Origin of the sequence: Amnibacterium kyonggiense, assembly GCF_004364555.1 — a bacterium.
GTDB lineage: Bacteria > Actinomycetota > Actinomycetes > Actinomycetales > Microbacteriaceae > Amnibacterium > Amnibacterium kyonggiense.
Window position 1 is genome coordinate 251083 of record NZ_SOAM01000001.1, and the last position, 21365, is coordinate 272447.

Annotated in this window: 19 protein-coding genes and 1 tRNA gene; 10 read left to right on the forward strand and 10 right to left on the reverse strand. The window is 72.9% G+C overall.

From position 1 onward, the window contains the following. Positions 1-183: 183 nt before the first annotated feature. Both CLV52_RS01370 and CLV52_RS01375 read right to left on the reverse strand, forming a co-directional pair. A tRNA-Ser gene (locus CLV52_RS01370) sits at positions 184-268 on the reverse strand. A 39-nt stretch (positions 269-307) separates the two neighbouring features. After that, positions 308-1495 (reverse strand): MFS transporter, encoded by a 1188-nt coding sequence (locus CLV52_RS01375; RefSeq protein WP_133764152.1) that lies wholly within the window; start codon positions 1493-1495, stop codon positions 308-310. A 242-nt stretch (positions 1496-1737) separates the two neighbouring features. Here CLV52_RS01375 and CLV52_RS01380 point away from each other — a divergent pair, with 242 nt between their 5' ends. Further along, the gene (locus CLV52_RS01380; protein WP_133764154.1) at positions 1738-2001 is read left to right on the forward strand and encodes a hypothetical protein; all 264 of its coding nucleotides are present in this window, start codon (positions 1738-1740) and stop codon (positions 1999-2001) included. A gap of 162 nt (positions 2002-2163) precedes the next feature. Here the strand turns inward: CLV52_RS01380 and CLV52_RS01385 are convergent, their stop codons facing one another. Both CLV52_RS01385 and serS read right to left on the reverse strand, forming a co-directional pair. Then, positions 2164-2967, reverse strand: a complete 804-nt coding sequence (locus tag CLV52_RS01385; protein WP_133764156.1) for an HAD family hydrolase — start codon at positions 2965-2967, stop codon at positions 2164-2166. Beyond that, entirely contained in the window at positions 2964-4229 is a 1266-nt protein-coding gene (serS, locus tag CLV52_RS01390; protein ID WP_133764158.1) for a serine--tRNA ligase, read from the reverse strand. The genes CLV52_RS01385 and serS overlap by 4 nt, the downstream gene beginning before the upstream one ends. A gap of 120 nt (positions 4230-4349) precedes the next feature. On the opposite strand from serS, the gene CLV52_RS01395 reads away from it, so the two are divergent. The 4 genes from CLV52_RS01395 (at position 4350) to CLV52_RS01410 (ending at position 10390) form a co-directional block, all read left to right on the forward strand. Further along, on the forward strand, positions 4350-5384 hold the full coding sequence (locus CLV52_RS01395) for a diacylglycerol/lipid kinase family protein (protein WP_133764160.1): 1035 nt from the start codon (positions 4350-4352) through the stop codon (positions 5382-5384). A gap of 29 nt (positions 5385-5413) precedes the next feature. After that, positions 5414-7663: a prephenate dehydratase domain-containing protein gene (locus CLV52_RS01400; RefSeq protein WP_133764162.1), complete on the forward strand. Its 2250-nt coding sequence runs from the start codon at positions 5414-5416 to the stop codon at positions 7661-7663. A 62-nt stretch (positions 7664-7725) separates the two neighbouring features. Beyond that, the gene (pgm, locus tag CLV52_RS01405) at positions 7726-9348 is read left to right on the forward strand and encodes a phosphoglucomutase (alpha-D-glucose-1,6-bisphosphate-dependent) (RefSeq protein ID WP_133764164.1); all 1623 of its coding nucleotides are present in this window, start codon (positions 7726-7728) and stop codon (positions 9346-9348) included. 292 nt (positions 9349-9640) lie between these two features. After that, a complete protein-coding gene (locus CLV52_RS01410; protein WP_133764166.1) occupies positions 9641-10390 on the forward strand; it encodes a hypothetical protein in 750 nt (249 codons plus the stop codon). Between the two features lie 73 nt (positions 10391-10463). On the opposite strand, the gene CLV52_RS01415 is transcribed toward CLV52_RS01410, so the two are convergent. From CLV52_RS01415 to htpX, 4 genes are all read right to left on the reverse strand, one after another. Further along, on the reverse strand, positions 10464-11246 hold the full coding sequence (locus CLV52_RS01415; protein ID WP_133764168.1) for a M15 family metallopeptidase: 783 nt from the start codon (positions 11244-11246) through the stop codon (positions 10464-10466). 63 nt (positions 11247-11309) lie between these two features. After that, positions 11310-12164, reverse strand: a complete 855-nt coding sequence (locus CLV52_RS01420) for a universal stress protein (protein ID WP_133764170.1) — start codon at positions 12162-12164, stop codon at positions 11310-11312. Then, positions 12161-13594 carry an amino acid permease gene (locus CLV52_RS01425; RefSeq protein ID WP_246017883.1) on the reverse strand — a complete coding sequence of 478 codons (1434 nt, stop codon included), beginning with the start codon at positions 13592-13594 and terminating at the stop codon, positions 12161-12163. The genes CLV52_RS01420 and CLV52_RS01425 overlap by 4 nt, the downstream gene beginning before the upstream one ends. Positions 13595-13732: 138 nt before the next feature. Beyond that, on the reverse strand, positions 13733-14608 hold the full coding sequence (htpX, locus tag CLV52_RS01430) for a zinc metalloprotease HtpX (protein WP_133764174.1): 876 nt from the start codon (positions 14606-14608) through the stop codon (positions 13733-13735). A gap of 397 nt (positions 14609-15005) precedes the next feature. Between htpX and CLV52_RS01435 the strand changes: the two genes are divergently transcribed. The 3 genes from CLV52_RS01435 to CLV52_RS01445 are packed head-to-tail and all read left to right on the forward strand — an operon-like array spanning position 15006 to position 17535. Next, positions 15006-15650 carry a hypothetical protein gene (locus CLV52_RS01435; protein WP_133764176.1) on the forward strand — a complete coding sequence of 215 codons (645 nt, stop codon included), beginning with the start codon at positions 15006-15008 and terminating at the stop codon, positions 15648-15650. Continuing rightward, positions 15632-16675, forward strand: coding sequence for a S24/S26 family peptidase (locus CLV52_RS01440; RefSeq protein WP_133764178.1), 1044 nt, complete (start codon positions 15632-15634; stop codon positions 16673-16675). The genes CLV52_RS01435 and CLV52_RS01440 overlap by 19 nt, the downstream gene beginning before the upstream one ends. Next, positions 16672-17535, forward strand: coding sequence for a LamG domain-containing protein (locus CLV52_RS01445; RefSeq protein ID WP_133764180.1), 864 nt, complete (start codon positions 16672-16674; stop codon positions 17533-17535). Before CLV52_RS01440 ends, CLV52_RS01445 begins: the two co-directional genes overlap by 4 nt. 1 nt (position 17536) lies before the next feature. Here CLV52_RS01445 and lplAB read toward each other — a convergent pair whose 3' ends face one another. Together lplAB and CLV52_RS01455 are read right to left on the reverse strand one after the other, a co-directional pair. Beyond that, complete coding sequence (lplAB, locus tag CLV52_RS01450; RefSeq protein ID WP_133764182.1) at positions 17537-18604, reverse strand: lipoate-protein ligase LplAB; 1068 nt, start codon at positions 18602-18604, stop codon at positions 17537-17539. Next, positions 18601-19452 carry an alpha/beta fold hydrolase gene (locus CLV52_RS01455; protein ID WP_133764184.1) on the reverse strand — a complete coding sequence of 284 codons (852 nt, stop codon included), beginning with the start codon at positions 19450-19452 and terminating at the stop codon, positions 18601-18603. The genes lplAB and CLV52_RS01455 overlap by 4 nt, the downstream gene beginning before the upstream one ends. A 50-nt stretch (positions 19453-19502) precedes the next feature. Between CLV52_RS01455 and CLV52_RS01460 the strand changes: the two genes are divergently transcribed. Beyond that, positions 19503-20057, forward strand: coding sequence for a hypothetical protein (locus CLV52_RS01460; RefSeq protein ID WP_133764187.1), 555 nt, complete (start codon positions 19503-19505; stop codon positions 20055-20057). A 50-nt stretch (positions 20058-20107) separates the two neighbouring features. Beyond that, complete coding sequence (locus tag CLV52_RS01465) at positions 20108-21349, forward strand: MFS transporter (protein WP_246017884.1); 1242 nt, start codon at positions 20108-20110, stop codon at positions 21347-21349. The last annotated feature ends 16 nt before the right edge of the window (positions 21350-21365 follow it).

Below are 21365 nucleotides of genomic sequence, written 5' to 3' on the forward strand. Positions count from 1 at the left end.
GCCATGACCCTCGACGTCTACGCGGACCTGTTCGACGACGACCTCGACCAGGTCGCCGACCGCCTCGACGTCGAGCTGGCGCGCACGAATGTGGGCAAAATGTGGGCAAACGCCGATCCTGACGGCGTGTCTCAGCATGCAGAACAAGATGCTGATCAGCCGAAACACCAGACTGCCCGGCAGCGGAGGGCGTGGGATTCGAACCCACGAAGCATTGCTGCTTACCGGTTTTCAAGACCGGGTCCATCGGCCGCTCGGACAGCCCTCCAGGCCGCCGACGATACCCGGCCCGGTGCGACGCCTGCGGTCAGCAGGGCTCGGGCGTCGGGGACGCGGCCCGGACCGTGATCCTCCTGCGCCCCAGCGACAGCAGCACGACCAGCGCCGCGATCGCGATGCCGCCCGCGAGGAAGAAGTCGAAGGCGATGCCGAACCGGCCCACCCCAACACCGCCGACGACGGAGCCGAGGGAGATCGCGATCTGGATCGTGCTCACGAACAGCGCGAGGCTGCCGTCCGACGCGGAGGGCGCCGCCCGCGACATCCACGTCTGCAGCCCGAGCGGGAGCGCGCCCCAGACGAAGCCCCACACGACGAGCAGCACCAGGACGCCCGGCAGCGACCAGGCGAGCAGCGGCAGAGCGACGACCGCGAGGGCGAGCACGACCTTCGTGACGGCGAGCGTGCCCGTGACGCTGCGGCTCAGCGTCACGCCCGCGACGAAGTTGCCCGCGATCCCGGCGACGCCGAACGCGAGCAGCGCGATCGTGACCACGGTCGGCGAGACGCGGACCAGGTCCTCGAGGTACGGCGCGACATAGGTGTACGCCGAGAACTGGGCGATGAACGCGAGCGCGGTGGCGATGAGCCCGATCCGGGCGCGGGGGACGCGGAGGAGCTCGCCGAGCGTGCCGAAGCGGACCCGCTGCTGCGACGGGATCCGGGGCAGGAGGACGAGCTGCAGCGCGAGGGCGACCACGCCGAGCGCGGCGCCGATGACGAACGCGAGGCGCCAGGTCGCGACCGCGGAGACGAGGGCGCCGAGCGGGAGGCTGACGACGGTCGCGACGGAGACGCCGCCGGTGATCAGCGAGGTCGCGCGGATGACGGCGCTCTCGCGGACCAGGCGCCCCGCGATGCCCGCGCCGAGCGCCCAGAAGCCGCCGATGCAGAGCCCGAGCAGCATTCGCGACGCGAGCAGGACGCCGAAGGTCGGCGCGATCGCCCCGAGCACGTCGGCGACGACGAGCAGCGCCACGAGCGACCACAGCACGGTCCGCCGGTCGACGCGCGAGGTGAACACGGTCACCACCGGCGCCCCGATCGCGCCGGTGAGCGCGGTGACGACCACCATCAGGCCGGCCGTCCCGACGCCGATGCGCAGGTCGGCGGCGATGGCGGGCAGCAGGCCGATCGGCAGGAACTCGGACAGCACGAGCACGAAGGAGCCGAGCGCGACGGACAGCACCGCGACCCACCCCCGGCGGTCGCTCATCGGGCGCGGTTCGGCGACTGCGGGATCGGCGGTCACGGGGCTCCAGACGTCGCATTCGGAGGGGCGCCGTCCGGCCTCGCAGCAGGCACGCCCGCATCGGCTCGGAGGGGCGCAACCGCGGTCCGCATCGGCGTATGCCCGGCCGCTCGTCCGCGCCCGGCCGGGCGCGTCGACGCCCCCGTCGGCGGCGGGTTCGAGGGGCGTCCTTCCCGCCGCGGAGGTCGGAGGCGGAGGATGGTGCCGTGGCTCCGCGCCGACAGGTCCGCATGACGCCCGAGGAGGCGCAGCGCATCCGCGCCCAGGACGCCGCCGGCCGGCTCGATCACGCCGACCCCGAGGTGCGCCGGGTGATCGAGGACGCGAACCGCACCTCCGTGCGGGCGCACGTGTACGGTCGCGACGCGGCCGCCCGGGGCACGATCCGCTGGTCACTGCTCGTGACGATCGCGGCGACCGCCGTGTTCATCGTCGGGCTGGCGCTGCACTTCCTCCTGCCGCCGATGTGACGCGTGCGGCGGCCGGGTCGTGATCTCGAGGCTCGCTTCGCTCGCACCTCGATCAGCGGGGAGGGGGGCCGCTCGCCTGCACGCGGATCGGACGACTGCATGCGCGGGCGCGCATGCACACGTCCACGAAGCGCGCAGACGGGCCGACGGCGCCGGGGGCGCTCAGGGCAGGGTGTCGAGCACCTTCGCGAGGCCGTCGTCGCGCACCTCGCGCGTCGTCTCGTCCGCGGCGGCGACCACCTCGGCCGGCGCCTGGCCCATCGCGACGCCCCGGCCCGCCCATTCGAGCATGTCGATGTCGTTCCGGCCGTCGCCGATGGCGACCGTGCGCTCGATCGGCACGCCGAGGCGTCCGCGCACCCACTCCATCGCGGTCGCCTTGTTCACGCCGTCGGGCGCGATGTCCAGCCACGCGGTCCAGCCGATCGCGTAGCTGACGCGGGAGAGCCCCATCTGCTCGACGACGCCGAGGAACTCCTCCGTCGCGTGGTTCGGAGAGATCACGACGACGCGGGTGGCCTCGACCTCGAGGAGCGACTCGAACGGCACCTCCTCGCTGCCCGGCCCGACCGCGGACTCGGGGAACCGCGCCGTGTAGCGGAAGCGGCCCTCCGCGTCCTCGACGGCGTAGCGGGCGTCCGACAGCGCGCCGGAGATCGTCGTCAGCACCTCGGTCGGGTCGAACGTCTCGACCCGGGCGCGGCGGTAGCCGGAGGCGTCGTCGGCGTCCCGCTCGAGCGTCACCGCGCCGTTCGAGCACACGAGGTAGCGCGGGAGGACGCCGAGCTGCTCGAGCACCGGTGTCGTGGAGGCCGCGGACCGCCCGGTCGCGAGCATCACCTCGTTGCCGCGGGCGTCGGCGTCGCGCACCGCCCGCCGGACCGTGTCGGACAGGAACCCGTCCTCATGGAGGATCGTGCCGTCGATGTCGAGCGCTGCGAGCCAGCCGCCGGGTCGGAGCGTCATCCGAGGGGCTCGAGCTCGGCGAGCCCGCCGATGAACGGTCGCAGGACCTCGGGCACGACGACGGAGCCGTCGGCCTGCTGGTGGGTCTCGAGGATCGCGGCGATCCAGCGGGTCGTGGCGAGCGTGCCGTTCAGCGTCGCGACCGGGGCGGTGCGGCCGCTCTCCGTGCGGTGCCGGATGGCGAGCCGTCGCGCCTGGTAGGTCGTGCAGTTCGACGTGGAGGTGAGCTCGCGGTAGGTCCCCTGCGTCGGGATCCAGGCCTCGACGTCGAACTTGCGCGCAGCGGAGGAGCCGAGGTCGCCGGCGGCGGTATCGATCACCCGGTAGGCGAGCCCGAGGTCGGTCATCATCCGCTCCTGCATCGCCAGCAGGCGCGCGTGCTCCTGCTCCGCGTCCGCAGGGTCGACGTAGGAGAACATCTCGAGCTTGTCGAACTGGTGGGTGCGGATGATGCCGCGGGTGTCCTTGCCCGCGCTGCCCGCCTCGAGGCGGTAGCAGGTCGACCAGCCGGCGTACCGGAGCGGGCCGTCCGCCAGGTCGATGATCTCGTCCGCGTGGTAACCGGCGAGCGCGACCTCGCTCGTCCCCGTGAGGTAGAGGTCCTCCGACTCGATCCGGTAGACGGCGTCGGAGTGCTTGTCGAGGAAGCCGGTCCCCCGCATGATCTCCGGCTTGACCATCGTCGGGGTGATCAGCGGCACGAACGCGGCCTCGAGGGCGCGGTCGAGCGCCAGGTTCATGAGCGCGAGCTCGAGGCGCGCGCCGACCCCGCGGAGGTAGGAGAAGCGGGCGCCGGACACCTTCGCGCCGCGGACCATGTCGATGGCGCCGAGCAGCTCGCCGAGCTCGAGGTGGTCGCGCGGCGCGAAGTCGAAGGTCGGGATGTTCCCGACCTCCCGAAGGACGACGTAGTCGTCCTCACCGCCCTCGGGCACCCCGGCCAGCACGACGTTCGGGATCGAGGCGACGGCCTCCTCGGCCACGGCCTCCGCCTCGGAGGAGCGCTCGGCCGCGGCCTTCACCGCGGCGGCGAGCTCCTTCACCTGCGCGAGCAAGGCGGGCTTCTCGTCCTTGGACGCGGCGGCGACGCGCTTCCCGAACGCGTTCTGCTCGGCCCGGAGTCGCTCGAACTCGGCGATGGCGTCCCGCCTGGCCGCGTCCGCCTCCGCCGCCCGGGCGACGAGGCCGACATCGGCGCGACGGGCGCGCTGCGACGCCTCGACGACCTCCGGAGCCGCACGGAGCAGCTGCGGATCGATCACGGCCGCCAGCCTACGGGCTCGCGCGGAACGCGCCTCCCGGTCGCACGCCAGTGCACGCGCAAGGACGGCCTTCAAGATTCTTCCAGTCAGCGATCAGGCGCTGCTCAGTACCATCTGGTCATGACCTCGGCCGAGAGCACGTCCTCCCCGTTCGCCGCCGTCGTCTTCAACCCGGTGAAGGTGGACGAGGCCCGGTTGCGGGCCGCCGTCGAGGCCTCGGAGCGGGACGCCGGCTGGGCGCCGAGCCGCTGGTACGAGACCTCGGTGGAGGACCCCGGGGTCGGGCAGGCGAAGCAGGCCGTCGCCGACGGCGCGTTCGTCGTGATGGCGGCGGGTGGCGACGGCACCATCCGCGCGGTGGCCGAGGGCCTCCACGACACCGACGTGCCCCTCACCCTCCTGCCGTCGGGCACGGGCAACCTCCTGGCCCGCAACCTGCGGCTCTCGCTCGACCGGCTCGAGGAGTCCGTCAGCACGGCCTTCACCGGCGTGAACCGGAGCATCGACCTCGGGCTCGTGGAGCTCGAGCGGGAGGACGGCTCCCGCGACCGCCACGCCTTCGTCGTGATGGCCGGGCTGGGGATCGACGCCCAGATGATCGCGAACACCGACCCCGAGCTGAAGAAGCGCGTGGGCTGGCTGGCCTACGTGCAGGGCATCGTGCGGGCGCTCCGCGGTCCGAACGCGGTGCGGCTGCGCTTCCGGCTGGACGACGAGCCGCCGCGGTCCGTCCGTGTCAACACCGTGCTGATCGGCAACTGCGGGCTGCTGACCGGCAACATCCTGCTGCTGCCCGAGGCCGCGGTGGACGACGGCATCTTCGACATCGTCGCCCTCCGGCCGGACGGCCTGCTCGGCTGGATCCAGATCGCCTGGAAGGTCCTCTGGGAGAACGGCGTGATGCGCCGCAGTGAGATGGGCCGCAAGATCCTCAGCAGGACGAAGGAGGTGCGGACGCTGCGGTACCTCAAGGGCAAGAAGGTCGTGTTCCGCGCCGAGACGCCGCAGGAGTTCCAGCTCGACGGCGACGCGATGGGCGAGGTCGTCGCGGTGCGCGCCCACGTCCGGCCCGGCGGCCTCGCCGTCCGGATCCCGGCGACCGAGGCGGACTCCCTCCCGATCTCCGAGGAGGCCAAGGAGGCGCAGGCCGCCTGAGCGGGAGCGTCCCTGGCATAGTCGCTCCCGTGGCGGACGGGATCGAAGGGCTGCTCGTCGTCGTCGGCGCCGCGCTCGGCCCGGGTCGCTGGTTCGCCGACCGGCTCGCCGACGGCGTCCGGCCCGCGGTCCTCGTCGACACCGCCGCAGCGGCGGGCGCGCTGCGCGACCGCGACGACGGCACCACGCTCGTCGCGACGATGGGCGACGACGGCGCCTTCACGCGCGTGGTCGACGGCTCGCGGATCGAACCCGGCGTCGCGTCCACGGTCGTCGTCGCCGTGCCGATGGCGGCCGTGCCGCAGGTGCTGCGCGAGCTCGCCGTGCACACCGGTCCCGAGACCGACGTGGTCGTCGTGACGAGCACGATGGCGACGACGCTCGACGCCGCCCGCCCGCTCGCGGGCGACGTCCGGCTCTGGGCGGCCCACCTCCTCTTCGATCCGAACGTGACGGCCGTCGACGGCCAGGGCGTCTTCGTGGCCGGCGAGGGCGCGGCCCCCGCCTGGCTCGAGGCCGCGGTCGTCGGCAGCGGCGGCGTCCTCCGCTCGGGGACGGCGGAGGAGCACGACGCCGCGATGGCGAGTGTGCAGGCGACGACCCACCGGACCCTCGTCGCCTTCGCGGACGCGGTGACGCGGAGCGAGGTCGACCTCGAGACCCTGTGGACCCTGCGCACCCCGCTCTTCGACAGCCTCTTCGGCCTCACCGCCAGGGCGCTCGACCCCCGGCAGCAGGCGGCGGTCGTCGCGGTGCAGGCCGAGAGCGGCGGCACGGCCGGCGACCTGCTCCGCGCCGCTCTCCGGGACCTGGAGGCGGAGGACTTCGAGGCCTCCGTGGTGCGCGTGCGCGATCGGATCACGGGCGCGCTGTTCGAGGAGCTGCAGGCGTCGGCGACGGCGGGGATCCAGGCCGCGCAGGCGCGCCGGCGCGACATCTCCCGGCGGCGGCGCGACGGCCGGCTCGTCGGACTCCGCCGCGTCGGCACGAGCGGGCCGGTGCGCGTCGGCCGGATCGTCGACGTCTCCCCCACCCGTGTCGAGCTCGCGGTCCTGCTCGTCGGACCGCCCGGCCGCGGGGCGCTGCTCGACGGACCGGGGCTCGACAACGCGCAGCGGCTGGGCGTCTCGATGACGGTGCGGCGTCGGTCGTTCGGGCTGGGGCACATCGAGCTGGTGCCGGAGGCGGAGCTCGCCGCGGTGCTCGACGAGCAGCTCGCCTTCCTCGGCCGGGACGTGCGGTTCCTCGTGCCCGAGTCGGTGGCCGGCGGCGGCGTCGCGCGCGTCGTGGCGCAGTTCGACGGCCTCCGCGACGTGCGGCTCGTCGACGAGGTCGTCCGCACCGGGCAGCGCTCCGTCGTCGTGCACGTCGGGATCCGCGCGGACCGGGACGTCGAGGCGACCATCGAGGCGGTGCGGCGCGAGGTGGAGGCCGCGTACGCCTGGCCCGTCGGCGTCGCGCGGACGCTGTCGCGGGACGTGTTCGACGTGGCGTACCTCGGTCCGTCCGGCACGTTCTCCGAGGCCGCGGCCCGCCAGTGCGCCACGAGCGTCGGGCTCGAGGCCGGGAACCTGCTCGCCCGCGCGACCTTCCCCGACGTGCTCGCCGCGATCCGGCCGGGCACGATCGCGGTGCTGCCGATCTCGAGCTCGGCCTCCGGCCTCGTCTCGCGGTCCGTGCAGGCGCTGCTCGACCACGACGGTGCACTGACCGCGAGCGGCGTCGTCGACGTCGCCGTGCGGTTCGACGCCTACACCGCCGCCTCCCGGCCGCTCGAGTCGTACCGGGGCGCGCAGGTGTTCAGTCATCCGCAGGGGCTCGCGCAGTGCACCCGCTTCATCGCCCGGTGGGGGCTGCGCCCGGTGCCGACCGACTCCACCGCGGCGGCGCTCGCCCTGGCACTCGCCGCCGACGAGCCGGCTGTGGCGCTCGGCGGCGCGGGGCTCGCGACCGGCGACCTGCACGTCATCGAGCGGGAGGTCGACGACCTGTCAGGCTCGATCACGCGCTTCGTGGTGCTCGGAGCGCCGGGGGAGTTCGCGCCGCAGCGCGACGGCTCCGACCCGACGCTGCGCTCCGTGCGCATCGGCGCCCGCGCGGCGGACGCGCTGCCACTGCTCGGCGGCGCGGGTGCGGCGTTCTCGGAGCTGCTGACCGACGATGCCGGACGCTTCCTCCTCATCTCGAGCGCCACGGGCGGGGACGCGCCCGGCACGCGCCTCCTCGGCACGCTCCCCTGGTCGCCCCGCACCCCGGTCGTCCGCGTCCCCTCCTCCTGATCGCACCTCCGCTGACCGACGGGGATGGGTGCACCTCAAGCCGCTTGCGCCAGGATGAGCGCATGAGCTCACGAGCAGGGACGCCGGCGCAGTCGTCCGACCTCATCGACGTCGAGCAGCTGGTCCACGCGTACTGGACCGGCCATCCCGACGTGTCGAACCCCGAGCAGAAGGTGGTGTTCGGCACGTCCGGTCACCGCGGCAGCTCGCTGAACACCGCATTCAACGACGACCACATCGCCGCGATCACGCAGGCGATCGTCGAGTACCGGGCCGCGCAGGGCACGACCGGGCCGCTGTTCATCGGCGCGGACACCCACGCGCTCTCCGCACCGGCGCAGACGACGGCGCTCGAGGTGCTGGTCGCGAACGGCGTCCGGGTGCTCGTCGACGAGTTCGACGGCTACACGCCGACCCCCGCGGTGAGCCACGCGATCATCCGCTACAACCGCACGGCGGCCGCCGACGACCAGGCGGACGGCATCGTCGTGACCCCGAGCCACAACCCGCCGGCGGACGGCGGCTTCAAGTACAACCCGCCGCACGGCGGCCCGGCCGATTCGGATGCGACGAACTGGATCGCGGACCGGGCGAACGCGATCATCGCGGACGGCCTGAAGGCCGTGCGGCGCGCCGAGCCCTCGGCCGTCGAGACCTACGACTTCCGGAAGCACTACGTCGAGGAGCTCGCGGAGATCATCGACATCGATGCGATCCGGGAGTCGGGGATCCGGATCGGGGCGGACCCGCTCGGCGGCGCCTCGGTCACCTACTGGCAGGCGATCGCGGACGAGTACGGCCTCGACCTCACCGTGGTGAACCCGGCGGTCGACCCGCAGTGGGGCTTCATGACGCTCGACTGGGACGAGAAGATCCGCATGGATCCCTCGTCGCCCTCCGCGATGGCCTCGGTCGTCGCGCGCGCCGGCGACTACGACATCCTCACCGGCAACGACGCCGACGCCGACCGGCACGGGATCGTCACGCCGGACGGCGGCCTGATGAATCCGAACCACTACCTCGCGGTCGCGATCCAGTACCTCTACACGCACCGGCCGGAGTGGCCCGCGACGGCGAAGGTCGGCAAGACGCTCGTGTCCTCGTCGATGATCGACCGCGTCGCGGCCTCCATCGACCGGGAGCTCGTCGAGGTGCCGGTCGGGTTCAAGTGGTTCGTGCCGGGCCTGATCGACGGCTCGGTCGCGTTCGGCGGCGAGGAGAGCGCCGGCGCGAGCTTCCTGAAGCGCGACGGCTCCACCTGGACGACGGACAAGGACGGCATCCTCCTGGCGCTCCTCGCCTCGGAGATCCGCGCCGTGACGGGGAAGTCGCCCAGCGAGCTGTACCGCGCGCTGACGGCGGAGTTCGGCGACCCGGCCTACGCCCGCGTCGACGCCGCGGCCACGAAGGCGCAGAAGGCGGCGCTCGGCAAGCTCGACGGCGACGCCGTCACGGCGACCGAGCTCGCGGGCGAGCCGATCGCAGCGAAGCTGTCGAAGGCGCCCGGCAACGGCGCGGCGATCGGCGGGGTCAAGGTGCAGAGCGCGGACGCGTGGTTCGCCGCGCGCCCCTCCGGCACCGAGGACGTCTACAAGATCTACGCCGAGTCCTTCAAGGGCCCGGAGGACCTCGAGAAGGTCCAGGCGGAGGCCAAGCGCATCGTCGACGAGGCCCTCGGCGCCTAGTGCGGTGAGAGCGCGCTGATGCGGTCGGACGCGGGACAACATCAGCGCGTTCGAGCCGCATCAGCACGGCTCGCGAGTGCGGAGTGCGCTCCTCCACACGACGCCGGCCGAGCCCTGCGGCAGGGTGCCGGTCATGTCGGGCTGGGACGTCGAACTGCTGCTCTCACGTGATGGACGCGATCGTCGAGCTCTGGCGCGTGATCGCGCGAGGGGCATCGCGATCCGGGTCCGGCACGGCGTCTCGGTGCTCGCCGCCGACGTCGCTGGGCTGACCCCGGAGGAGAAGCATGTCGTGGCTGCCCGCGCCCTCGTCGCGGTGTCGTCGAGGCCGCTCGTCCTGTCCCACTGGACCGCGGCGGTCGTCGAGGGCACGGACGTCCTCCGGACGGCCCTTGGACGGCTGCACGTGACGTTCCGCGAGCCCGGGGCGAGGGGGCTCGAGAAGGTGGTCGGCCATGTGCTCGCGCTCGACGACGAGGAGATCGTCGAGCGCAACGGGCTGCTCGTGACCGCGATCGGGCGCACGGTGCTCGACATCGCAGCAGGCGGAACCTTCATGGACGGTGTCGTGGCGGCCGACTCCGCTCTGAGAAACGGGCTCCGACCGGAGGAGCTCGAGGCGGCGATCGATCTCGCAGGGCCGCGACGCGCGGCGAGCCGGATCAGTCGCGTCATGGAATTTGCTGACGGGCGGAGCGGATCGGCCGGCGAGTCCGTCAGCCGCGTCACGATGGACGCGATGGGGATCCATCCGGTGCTGCAGCGCAAGCACTTCGACCGAGACGGCTTCATCGGGAAGTCCGACTTCTTCTTCCCGGAGGTGAAGGCCGTCGGCGAGTTCGACGGGCGCGTCAAGTTCTTCGATCCTCGCTACGCGCCGGGCGGCGCCGCCGCCGTCCTCTGGGCCGAGAAGGTCCGGGAGGACCGCATGCGCGCGGTGAACGACGGCTTCGTGCGCTGGGGGTGGTTGGAGGCGAACGACGCCCATCGACTCGCGCCGGTGCTTCGAGCGGTCGGACTCCGCATCCCTGCGCGCTTCTGATGCGGCTCGGATGCGCTGATGCGGCTCGACGCCGACCCGCATCAGCGCATTCGCGCCGCACGAGCGGGGCGGGTCAGTAGTCGGGGCTGTCGGGGAGGCCGAAGAACTGCTCGAGCGTCTTCACGTCGGTGTCGTGCATCTCCGTCGCCGCCGGGACGCCGATGTACCGGAAGTGCCACGGCTCCGTCTGGATGCCGGTGATCTTCGTGTACCCGAGCGGGTAGCGGAGGATCCACCCGTAGCGCCACGAGTTCGCCGCGAGCCACTTCGCCGCGGGGTGCGACTCGAAGCACACCGCGAGGTCGCACGAGGAGCCGTCGCCCAGGTCGTCGGCGAGGCCCGTCTGGTGCTCGCTGTAGCCGGGCCTGGCGGTCAGGCCGAGTGTCGTCTCGCGGCCGAGCTGCCGCAGGTTGCGGTCGAAGATCGAGGTCTGCGTCGCGTAGGAGCGGTAGGCCGACAGGGAGACGAGCGTGATGCCGTCGCGCTTCGCCGCCGCGAACATCGTGACGAGCGCGTCCGCGGCGACCTGCCGCAGCTGCGGCACGTTCGTGTGCGGCACGTCGGGTGTCACGAGGTCCGCGGGGACGTAGGTCTTCGGCTGCAGCGGCCGCTTCTTGTCGACGACGACCCAGATGCTGGTCGGGTCGTCGAGCGAATGCGCGCTCCGATCGAAGGTCGACACGGGCGTCGGGGTGGGCGTCGTCGGGGCGGTCGTGTGCGCCGCGTCAGCGGTGCTCGCCGACCCGGTCGATGGCTGCGTCGGCGCCGATTGCGCTGCCGTGCACGCGGCGAGCAGCAGGACGGCGGACGCGGCGACCACCGCTCGAACGGGACGACCGAGGGAGGGCTGACGCACCCGCCGACCCTAACCACGCCCCGCGGACGGGGGACGTCGACACGGCTGCGGACGGCCGCGCGGTCATGGTCGTGGCACGACCATGACCGGCACCCGTGCATGGCGGAGGAGCCGCGCGGACACCCCGCCGAGGAGCACCCGTCGAGCCGGGCCGTAGCCGCGGGAGCCGCACACGAGCAGGTCGGTGTCCTCGGGCCCGAGGCCGGCGAGCCCCTCGACGACGGGGCCCTCGATGAGCCGGGAGCGCTCGCCCGGCAGGACGGCCTCCGCGAGCGACGCGGCGAAGTCCTCCCGCTGCCCCTCCGCGAACCGTCGGGGCTCGCCGAGCGACGGCCGGACGAGGGTGTCGGGGAGGACGGAGACGACGTCGACGGAGCCCTGCACCTCCGCCGCGTGCGCGCGAGCGGCCTCGAGCGCCGCGCGGCCGTCCGGGGTGTCGATGAACGCGACGCTGACCCGCTGCACCTGGGGCTGCGGCAGCTCCTCGTAGTCCCACGGGACGAGCACCACCGGGCCGGGCGCGCCGGTGAGCAGGCGCTCGGCGGTGCTGCCCGGCGCGGTGCGCCGGACGCCCTTCGTCGTCCGGGACCCGAGCACGGCCACCGCGCCGGGCCCGGCGGCCTCCATCGCCTCGTGGAGCCCGCGGGGCGCGGACTCGGCGGGGATCGCCTCGAAGGTCGCATCGGTTCCGGCGAGCGCCTTCCTGGCGCCGTCGAGAATCGACTCCGCCTCGTGGCGGTTGTAGGCGACCCACTCGGCGTCCACCCGCCCACGCCCGACGGGTGCGCTGCCCGGATACACCGTCACCACCCGGACCGGGCGGCCGGAGGCGCCGCGCCAGCGCGTGGCGAACGTGAGCACGTCCGGACCGGCCGGCCCCTTGTACGCCGCGATCAGCGGCGGCAGCCCGGCGCTCACACCTGCTCCGCCGCGGGGAGCTCGGTGCGCTCGCCGGTGCGCGCCCTCGAGTGCTTGCGGGAGTACGTGAAGTAGATGACGAGCCCGATCGCGAGCCAGACGACGAACCGCACCCAGGTCTCCCACGGCAGCGCCGCGAGCAGGAGGAGGCAGAAGAGCACGCCGATGATCGGCAGCACCGGGGCGCCCGGCACCCGGAACGGCCGCTTCATGTCGGGGCGCGTGCGGCGGAGGACGATCACGCCGAGGTTGACCAGCACGAACGCGAACAGCGTGCCGATGTTCGCCATCTCGACGATGACGCCGAGCGGGATGAGCGCGGCCAGGATCGCGATGAGCACGCCGAAGACGATGGTGAGGTCGAACGGGGTGCCCGTCCGCGGGCTGACCTTCGCGAAGCGGCGGGGCAGGAGGCCGTCGCGGCACATCGCGAAGAAGATCCGGACCTGCCCGTACATGATCACCAGCACGACGCTCGTGATCGCGATGAGCGCGCCGAGCGAGAGCACCGCACCCGCCCAGGGGATGCCCGCGCCCTCGCGGAGCGCCGTGGCGAGCGGGGCGTCGCTGCCGGACAGCTGCTTCGTCGGCGCCACCCCGAACGCCGCGAACGCCACCAGGACGTAGAGGACGGTCGAGATGACGAGCGACCCGATGATGGCGATGGGGAGGTCGCGGCCGGGGTTCTTCGTCTCCTCCGACGCCGTCGAGACCGCGTCGAAGCCGATGTAGGCGAAGAAGATGATGCTCGCCGCGCTCGTGACGCCCGCGACGCCCTCCGGAAGGAACGGCGTCAGGTTGCCGCTCGCGAAGTTCACGAGCGCGACGACGATGAAGAACAGCAGGATCGCGATCTTGATCACGACCATCACGAAGTTCGCCCGCACGCTCTCCCGGGTGCCGTTCGCGAGCAGGGCCATGACGGCCAGCACGATGACGGCCGCGGTGAGGTTGACGACGCCGCCCTCGAACGGGCCGGCGGTGATGGCCTTCGGGAGCTCGACGTCGAAGGTCGCCTTCAGGAACTCGTTGACGTTGCCGCCCCACCCGACCGCGACCGCGCCGACCGAGACGCCGTACTCGAGGATCAGGTCCCAGCCGATGATGAAGGCGACGATCTCGCCGAGCGTCGCGTACGAGAACGTGTACGCGCTGCCCGACACCGGCACGGCCGAGGCGAGCTCGGCGTAGGAGAGCGCCGAGAACGCGCACGTGATCGCGGCGAGCACGAACGAGAGGATCACCCCGGGGCCGGCGAGTTCCGCGCCCTGACCGATGACCACGAAGATGCCGGTGCCGATGATCGCGCCGACGCCGAGGGCCGTCAGGGTGAACGGCCCCATGGTCTTCTTGAGGCGCTCCCCCTCGCCGCCGGTCTCCTCGACCAGCTCGTCGATGTTCCGGGTGATGAAGAGATCTCTGACCGCCACTGCCGACTCCCTCCGGCGGCACGGGCGCCGCTCGACCGACACCCTCCTCTCCCTGAACGGACGATGAACAGGGTTTGGGAGGGAACTCGGAGGAACCCGAAACATGCCCGTCGACCGCGCCGCGGCCGACGCGACGGGTCAGCGGCCGAGCGGACGCCCCGCCATCGCCTCGAGCCGCGCGATGCGGTCCTGCATCGGCGGGTGGGTGGAGAAGAGCCGGCCCACGTCCTGCGCTCGGAACGGGTTCGCGATCATCAGGTGGCTCGACGACTGCAGCTGCGGCTCCGGCGCGAGCGGCCGCGCCTGCGTGCCGACCTCCAGCTTGCGGAGCGCCGACGCGAGGGCCAGCGGGTCGCCGGTGAGCGTCGCGCCGTCCTCGTCCGCGTCGTACTCGCGGGTGCGGCTGATGGCCATCTGGACGAGCCCCGCGGCGATCGGGCCGAGGATCAGCATGAAGATCGCGCCGATGCCGCTGCCGCCGCGATCGCGGTCGTTCCCACCGCCGCCGAAGAGCATCGCCGCGTAGGCGAGGTAGGTGATGACGCTGCTCATCGCCGCCGCGAGCGAGCCCGTGAGCATGTCGCGGTTGTAGACGTGCATGAGCTCGTGCCCGAGGACGCCGCGCAGCTCGCGCTCGTCGAGGATCTGCAGGATGCCCTCCGTGCAGCAGACGGCGGCGTGCTGCGGGTTCCGTCCCGTCGCGAACGCGTTCGGGGCGAGCGTCGGCGACACGTAGAGGCGCGGCATCGGCTGGCCGGCGCGATCGGAGAGCTCGCGCACGATCCGGTGCATGGCGGGCTGCTCCGCCGCCGTCACCTCGCGGGCGCGCATCGCCCGGATCGCGACGGTGTCGCTGAACCAGTAGGAGCCGAGGTTCACCGCGAGGGCGATCACGAGGCCGATCGTGAGCGCCGCGAGGTTCCTGCCGAAGAGCAGGTAGCTCGCGACGAGGACGACCCCGCCGAGCAGTCCGAAGAGCAGAGCGGTCTTCAGGCCGTTGTGGTGGCGGTGCATTCGTCCCTTCCGTTCCTCGCAGCACCGACGGCTGCGGTCATGACAACAGCAGGATGCCCGCTCCGCTTCCCCGCCCGGACGAGGAGCGCCTTGCGGTTCTCGAAGAGATCCCCGAGGACCCGGACGCCGTCGGACGCTCGACGCGCCGAGCGGAAGAAGCCCCGGTTCGGGGGCCGGGGAACTCGTGGGTCCGGGTTCCCAGCGCACCCGATCGCGGGACGCGTGCGCTCGACTTCCGCATGGTTCCGCGGATCGCGAGGCATCGGGCCCTGCTCCCGGAGCGCTCGCGCATCCGGATTGCACCTGGTGGGGGCCGCGTTCTGGGGGATGGGGGGACACGGCGTGTCCCCCCATCCTTCGAGAGGCCCGCTCCGGGCCCTGAAAGGAACCTCCACCCATGATCCCCACCGCTGTCGCGAAGCGCATGCGGTTCACCCCGCTGGCGCTGACCACCGTCCTGCTGTCCGCGGGCCTGCTCTCGCTGTCGGTCACCGGCACCCTCTCCGGCTTCACCGCGCAGATCACGAACGGCGCGAACACCGTCACCACCGGCTCGCTGGTGCTGCAGGAGGGCGTCGGCAGCAACGCGACGACCTTCACCTGCACCTCGGCCGACGGCGCGAGCATCACGACGAACTCCTCGACGTGCTCGACGATCAACACGTTCGGCGGCACCGGCTCCCAGACGATGGTCCCGGGCCAGACGGTGACCCAGAGCGTCACGTTCAAGAACGCCGGCACGATCCCCGCCAGCACCTTCACGCTGCAGCCGACCGCCTGCTCGCAGTCCGCGGTGACGACGCCCGCCGGGTCGGCGACCGACCTGTGCTCCAAGCTCAGCGTCGTCGTCACGCAGTCCGGCGCCACGGGCTCCGTCTACAGCGGCACGCTCGCCGGCTTCACCGCGAATCAGACGCTCACGACCCTCGCGGCCGGCGCCTCGACCACGTTCACCTTCGCCGTGACGCTCGCGAGCGGCGCCGGCAACAGCTACCAGGGCCTCCAGGCCTCGGTGCCGATGACGTGGACGCTGAACAGCTGACCCTCCTCCCCGGTCGGACCGTCTGGACGCTGCGCGACGAGCCGGTCCCGACCGGCGGGGAGGCGCGGACGGAGGCACCGGCCGATCACGCCCTGCGGCACTTCTCGGTGCCCGGGATCCTCGGACCGGAGGACGACCCGGGCTGGGCCGTGCACGCCGACGACCTGGTCGCGGAGCTCCGGGTCGAGGACGCCGGGTCACCGTCGACCGCGGTCCGGCCGCGATCCGGCCGTCCCGCGCTCGTCGTCGCGACGGTCGTCCTGCTGCTGCTCTGCGCGACGGTCGGCGCCGGTCTCCTCGCGGGCTACCGCGGGTTCGTCGTCGAGACGCCCTCGATGGGCACGGCGGCCCCGGTCGGCACGCTCGTCGTGACCGCACCGATCACGACCGCACCGCAGCGCGGCGACGTCATCGCCTTCATCGCGCCGGGCGTGCGCCGCGTCTACACCCACCGCGTGTCCGCGGTCGACGCGGCCGGCGGCATCCGCACGAAGGGCGACATCAACGCGGCTGCGGATCCGTGGACGATCGAGCGCTCGGCGGTGCTCGGGCGCGCGGTCGCGATCGTGCCGGGCGTCGGCTTCGTGCTGCGCGCGGTGCCGCTCCTCCTCGTCGGCGGGCTGCTGCTCACCCTCCTCACGCTGCCGATCCGTCGGCGCGACGTCCGCGCGGCGTCCCGCGTGATCGGCTGGCACCTGATCGGCACCGCGGTCCTGCTCCACCTGCAGCCGCTCGTCCACGTCGTCGTCATCGCGAGCGAGGCGGCCGCCGACGGCGCGCGCGCCTCGATCGTCTCGACCGGTCTGCTCCCGATCCGCCTCGTCACGGCGTCCGGCGACGTGCTCGCGCGGCTCGCCGACGGCGTCCCCGGGACCGTCGCGCTGCCGACAGGCGGCTCGACCCGGATCGTCGCGGTGCCGGACCTGGCACCGGGCGCGCAGCTCCTGCTCATCGGGCTGGCCGTGCTGCCGTCGCTCGTCGTCCTCCTCGTCGGCCTCCCCCGGCGTGAGCGGGTCGCCGCGTGAGGTCGCTGCGCGCGGAGCTGCGCGGTCGCGCGCTCGGGCTCGGCGCGCTCGCGGCGGCCGGGCTGCTCGGCCTGGCCCTCACGGCTGTGCCCGGCGCGTCGGGCGGGTACAGCGCCAAGCTGACGAACGGCGCCGACACCGCGACGACCGCGAAGTACTTCCTCTGCTCCGACGCGCTGGCGCAGGACCAGGCATCGGCGCTGTTCCAGTGGCCGCTGAACGACGCCGCGGGATCCGCAGGACCCGCCGACATCAGCGGTCAGGGTCACACCGGGGCCTATCAGGGCACCGTGACGACGAACGCGTCGACGCCGATCTCCTGCCCCCGCGACGGCGGGACCGCCTGGACGCTCGACGGCGCCACGAACTACGCCGACTACCCGGTCCAGCAGACCAATCCGCAGGTCTTCACCGTCGAGATCTGGTTCCGGACGACCGTCGCGGGCGGGAAGCTGATCGGCTTCGGCGCGAACGCCACCGGCGCGAACACGACGTACGACCGGCACGTGTTCCTCGCGGCGAACGGCTCGCTGGTGTTCGGCGTGTACTCCGGTGGCGCACACACGGTGTCCTCGCCGGGTCCGTACAACGACGGCAGGTGGCACTACGCCGCGGCGACGCTCTCCTCGGCGGGCATGGCGCTCTCCGTCGACGGGAGATCGGCGGTCACCGGGACCACGACGGTGGCCGAGAACGGCAGCGGCTACTGGCGCGTCGGCTACGACTCGATCAGCACGACGTGGTCGTCCCCGCAGACGAAGACGTACTTCACCGGCGACCTCCGCTACGCCGCGGTCTACACGACGGCGCTCACGTCGTCGCAGATCGCCGCGCACTGGGCGGCGGGCGTCGGCAGCTGAGTCAGGGGACGCGCTCGAGCCACTCCCTCGTGGAGAACTTCGTGCGGACCAGCTCCTCCGCCGTGGCGATCTCCTCGGGGGTCAGGTCGCCCCTCGTCGCGCCGGTGAGGCGGACGAAGGTCTCCTCGAGCCGCTCGATGATCGCGGCGCGCGGCAGGCCCGTCTGCTTGCGGAGCGGGTCCACGCGCTTCGCGGCGGACGTGGTGCCCTTGTCGCTCATCTTCTCGCGGCCGATCCGGAGCACCTGGACCATCTTGTCGCCGTCCATGTCGTAGGACATGGTCACGTGGTGCAGGACGGCGCCGCTGCCGAGCCGCTTCTGGGCGGCGCCGCCGATCTTGCCGGCCGACGACGCGATGTCGTTCAGCCCCTGGTAGGTGGCGTCGATGCCGAGGGAGCGGAGGGCCTGCAGGACCCAGTCGTCGAGGTAGGCGTACGACTCGGCGAAGGACATGCCGCGCACGAGGTCGCCCGGCGCATAGAGCGAGTAGGTGACGACGCTGCCGGCCTCCATGAACATCGCGCCGCCGCCGGAGACGCGGCGCACCACGTCGACGCCGTGCTTCGCGGCGCTCTCGAGGTCGACCTCGTTCTTCAGCGACTGGAAGCTGCCGATCACGACCGCGGGCTCGTCCCACTCCCAGATGCGGAGGGTCGGCTTGCGGCGCCCGGCGCCGACCTCCTCCGTCAGCACCTGGTCGAGCGCCAGGTGCACCGCGGGGCGCACGGCGGGCGGGTGGACCAGCTCCCACGCGAAGTCGCGCCAGTCGGCGGCGCGGCCGATCGCCCGCCGGACCGCGGTCGCGACCGCCTCGGAGCTGAAGCCGAGCAGGACCGCGCCCTCGGGGAGCGCGCGGCGGACGGCGCCGGCGAGGTCCGCCGCGGAGGCGTCGGCCGGGAGGCCGATCAGCGACCGGTCGATCGCCTCGAGCGCGTCGTCGGGTTCGAGGAAGAAGTCGCCGGCGAGGCGGAAGGCGCTGATCCGGTCGTCCTCCACGCCGAGGTCGACGACGACGAGCTTGCCGCCCGGCACCTTGTACTCGCCGTGGAGGCGCTGCTCGTCGGTCATGCCCTGATCCCCTTCAGCACGTGCGACTCGATCCAGCCGACCAGGTCGGCGATCACCTCGTCGCGGTTCGTCTCGTTGAACACCTCGTGGCGCGCACCCTCGTAGACCCGCACCGTGACGTCGCGGAGGCCGGCGCGCTCCCGGTAGGCGCGGGCGAGCCGGTGGACGCTGCGGCCGCCGCCGAGCGTGTCGTCCGAACCGACCTGCAGCAGCAGCGGCAGGTCCGCGGGCAGCCGGCGCCCGGGACGGCCGAGCAGGCGGAGCGCGTCGCGCATGCCGATGAGCTTCGCCGTGTTCGCCGGGAAGGTGAGCGGGTCGCGCAGCCAGTCCTGCGCGACGGCGGGGTCGCGGCTGAGCCACTCCGCGCCGGTCGTGCCGAGGGAGCGGTGGCGCCGGTTGAGGTCCCCCGCGTCCATGAACCCCGGGAGGCGGTACGCGGTACCGGTGAGCACGACGCCGTCGTAGGCGTCGGGGCGGCCGTTCAGCGCGATCTGCGCCATCAGCGATCCCCAGCTGTGCGCGACGAGCACGAGCGGCAGGTCGGGGAAGCGCTCCTTCGTGAGGTCGCGGAAGCGGCCGATCGCCGCGATCGTCGCGCGGAGGCCACCCGGCCCCAGCGACCCGAGCTTCGCGGCGTCGCCCCACTGCGCCATGCCGGTCGCCCCGTGCCCGCGGTGGTCGTCGGCGACGACCGTGAACCCGGCGCGGTTCAGGTCGGCGGCGAGCGCGGCGTACCGCCCCGCGTGCTCGCCGATGCCGTGCGAGATCTGGATCACGGCCCGCGGGTCGTCGACCGCCCACTCGACCGTGCTGATGACGACGCCCTCGTCGTCGGTGAAGGAACCCACGGTCCGATTCTGGTGGCGTCGCGCCCGGCCGGTGCGCCAGGCTCGGCTCCGTGACCGCGCCGCGCCTCCCCCTCCGCGTCCGCGCCGCCGTCGTGGTCGTCGCCGTGCTCGGCGTCCTCGCGGTCGTCGGCGGCACCGCCGTGATCCGGACGGGCGCGGACGCCCTCGAGGTCGGCGGCGGGTTCACGGTGAGCGGCCCGTGGTACGCGGGACCGCGCTGGGCCGGCGTCGAGCTCGAGAACCGCTCCTCCGTGCCGATCACGCTGCGGGCGGTGGAGGTCCGGACGGCGTCCAACGTGCGGGTCCTCGGCACCCGGGTCCTCGGTCCGACGGGCGCGCACATCCTCATGAACGACACGTCCGATCCGGACGTCGGGGCCGCGGTCGACGCGGGGCAGCCGGTCGACGGATTCGTCCTCCCGCCGCACAGCCGGTCGAAGTACCAGGTGGCGGTCGAGTTCGAGCCGAGATCGCCCGGGCAGGCCGTGATCAGCGGCACCGCGGTCGTGTACAGCGTGTTCGGCCTCGACCACGGCGCGGTCTCCGGAGGCGTCTACTGCGTGCGCGGCCCCGGGAAGGAGTCCTGCGCGCCGTTCGCCTCATGACGCCCGAGCCTGCGCAGATACACAGGCTGGACTGCATATACTCCTGATTGATGAGTGCGACGACGGGTGCGGGCATGTTCCGCTCGCTCCGCGGCCACGACTACCGCCTCTGGGCGTCCGGCGCGATCGTGTCCAACGTCGGCACGTGGATGCAGCGGACGACCCAGGACTGGATCGTCCTCACCCGGCTGACGGACCACGACGCCTTCGCGGTCGGCATCACGACCGCGCTGCAGTTCGGACCGCAGCTGTTCCTCTCCCCGCTGACCGGGTACGTCGCCGACCGGGTCCCGAAGCGGACGCTGCTGACGATCACGCAGGCGTCGATGGCGATCCTCGGGCTCGGTCTCGGGCTGCTCGTGCTGACCGGCAGGGACACGCTCGTCGAGGTCTACGGCTTCGCGCTGCTGCTCGGCGTCGTGGCCGCGTTCGACGCGCCCGCCCGGCAGAGCTTCGTGTCCGACCTCGTCGGACCGGAGGACGTGTCGAACGCGGTCGCGCTGAACTCCGCGTCCTTCAACCTCGCCCGGCTGCTCGGCCCGTCGGTCGCCGGCCTGCTCACGGAGGCGGTCGGCCCCGGGTGGGTGTTCCTGATCAACTCGGCGAGCTTCGCGGGGGTGCTCGTCTCCCTCCGATTCATCCACGCGCCCGCGTTCGGCGCCGCGGGCAGGCCGACGCGGTCTTTCAAGGACATCGGCGAGGGCTTCACGACCGTGGTGCGGCGGCGGGACCTGGCGATCGTGTTCGTGCTCGTCGCCGTGATGGGGACGTTCGGGCTGAACTTCCCGATTTACGCCTCGACCATGGCCGTGCTCTTCGGGCAGGGAGCGACCGGGTACGGGCTGCTCTCCTCCGCCCTCGCGATCGGCGCCGTGACCGGCGCACTGCTCTCCGCGCGGCGACCGGCGCCGCGGTTCGGGCTGCTCGTGCTCGCGTCCGCGCTGTTCGGGATCGGCCTGCTGCTCGGGGCCCTCGCCCCGTCCTACCTCTGGCTCGCGATCGTGCTGCCGCTCGTCGGCGTCGCCTCGCAGACGTTCATGACGACGGCGAACGGGCTCGTCCAGATGGGTGTCGACCGCGTGGTGCGCGGCCGCGTCATGGCGCTCTACATGGCCACGGTCATGGGCGGCACCGTCGTGGGCGGACCGCTCGTCGGGTGGGTCGCGAACGCGCTCGGGCCGCGCGAGGGGCTCGTCGTCGGAGCGACCGCCGGCGTCGTCGTGGCGGTCATCGGCGCGGTGCACCAGCACCGGCACGCCGACCGGCCCGCGCCGGTGCTGCACACGGACTGAGGCGGCTCGGAGCTCA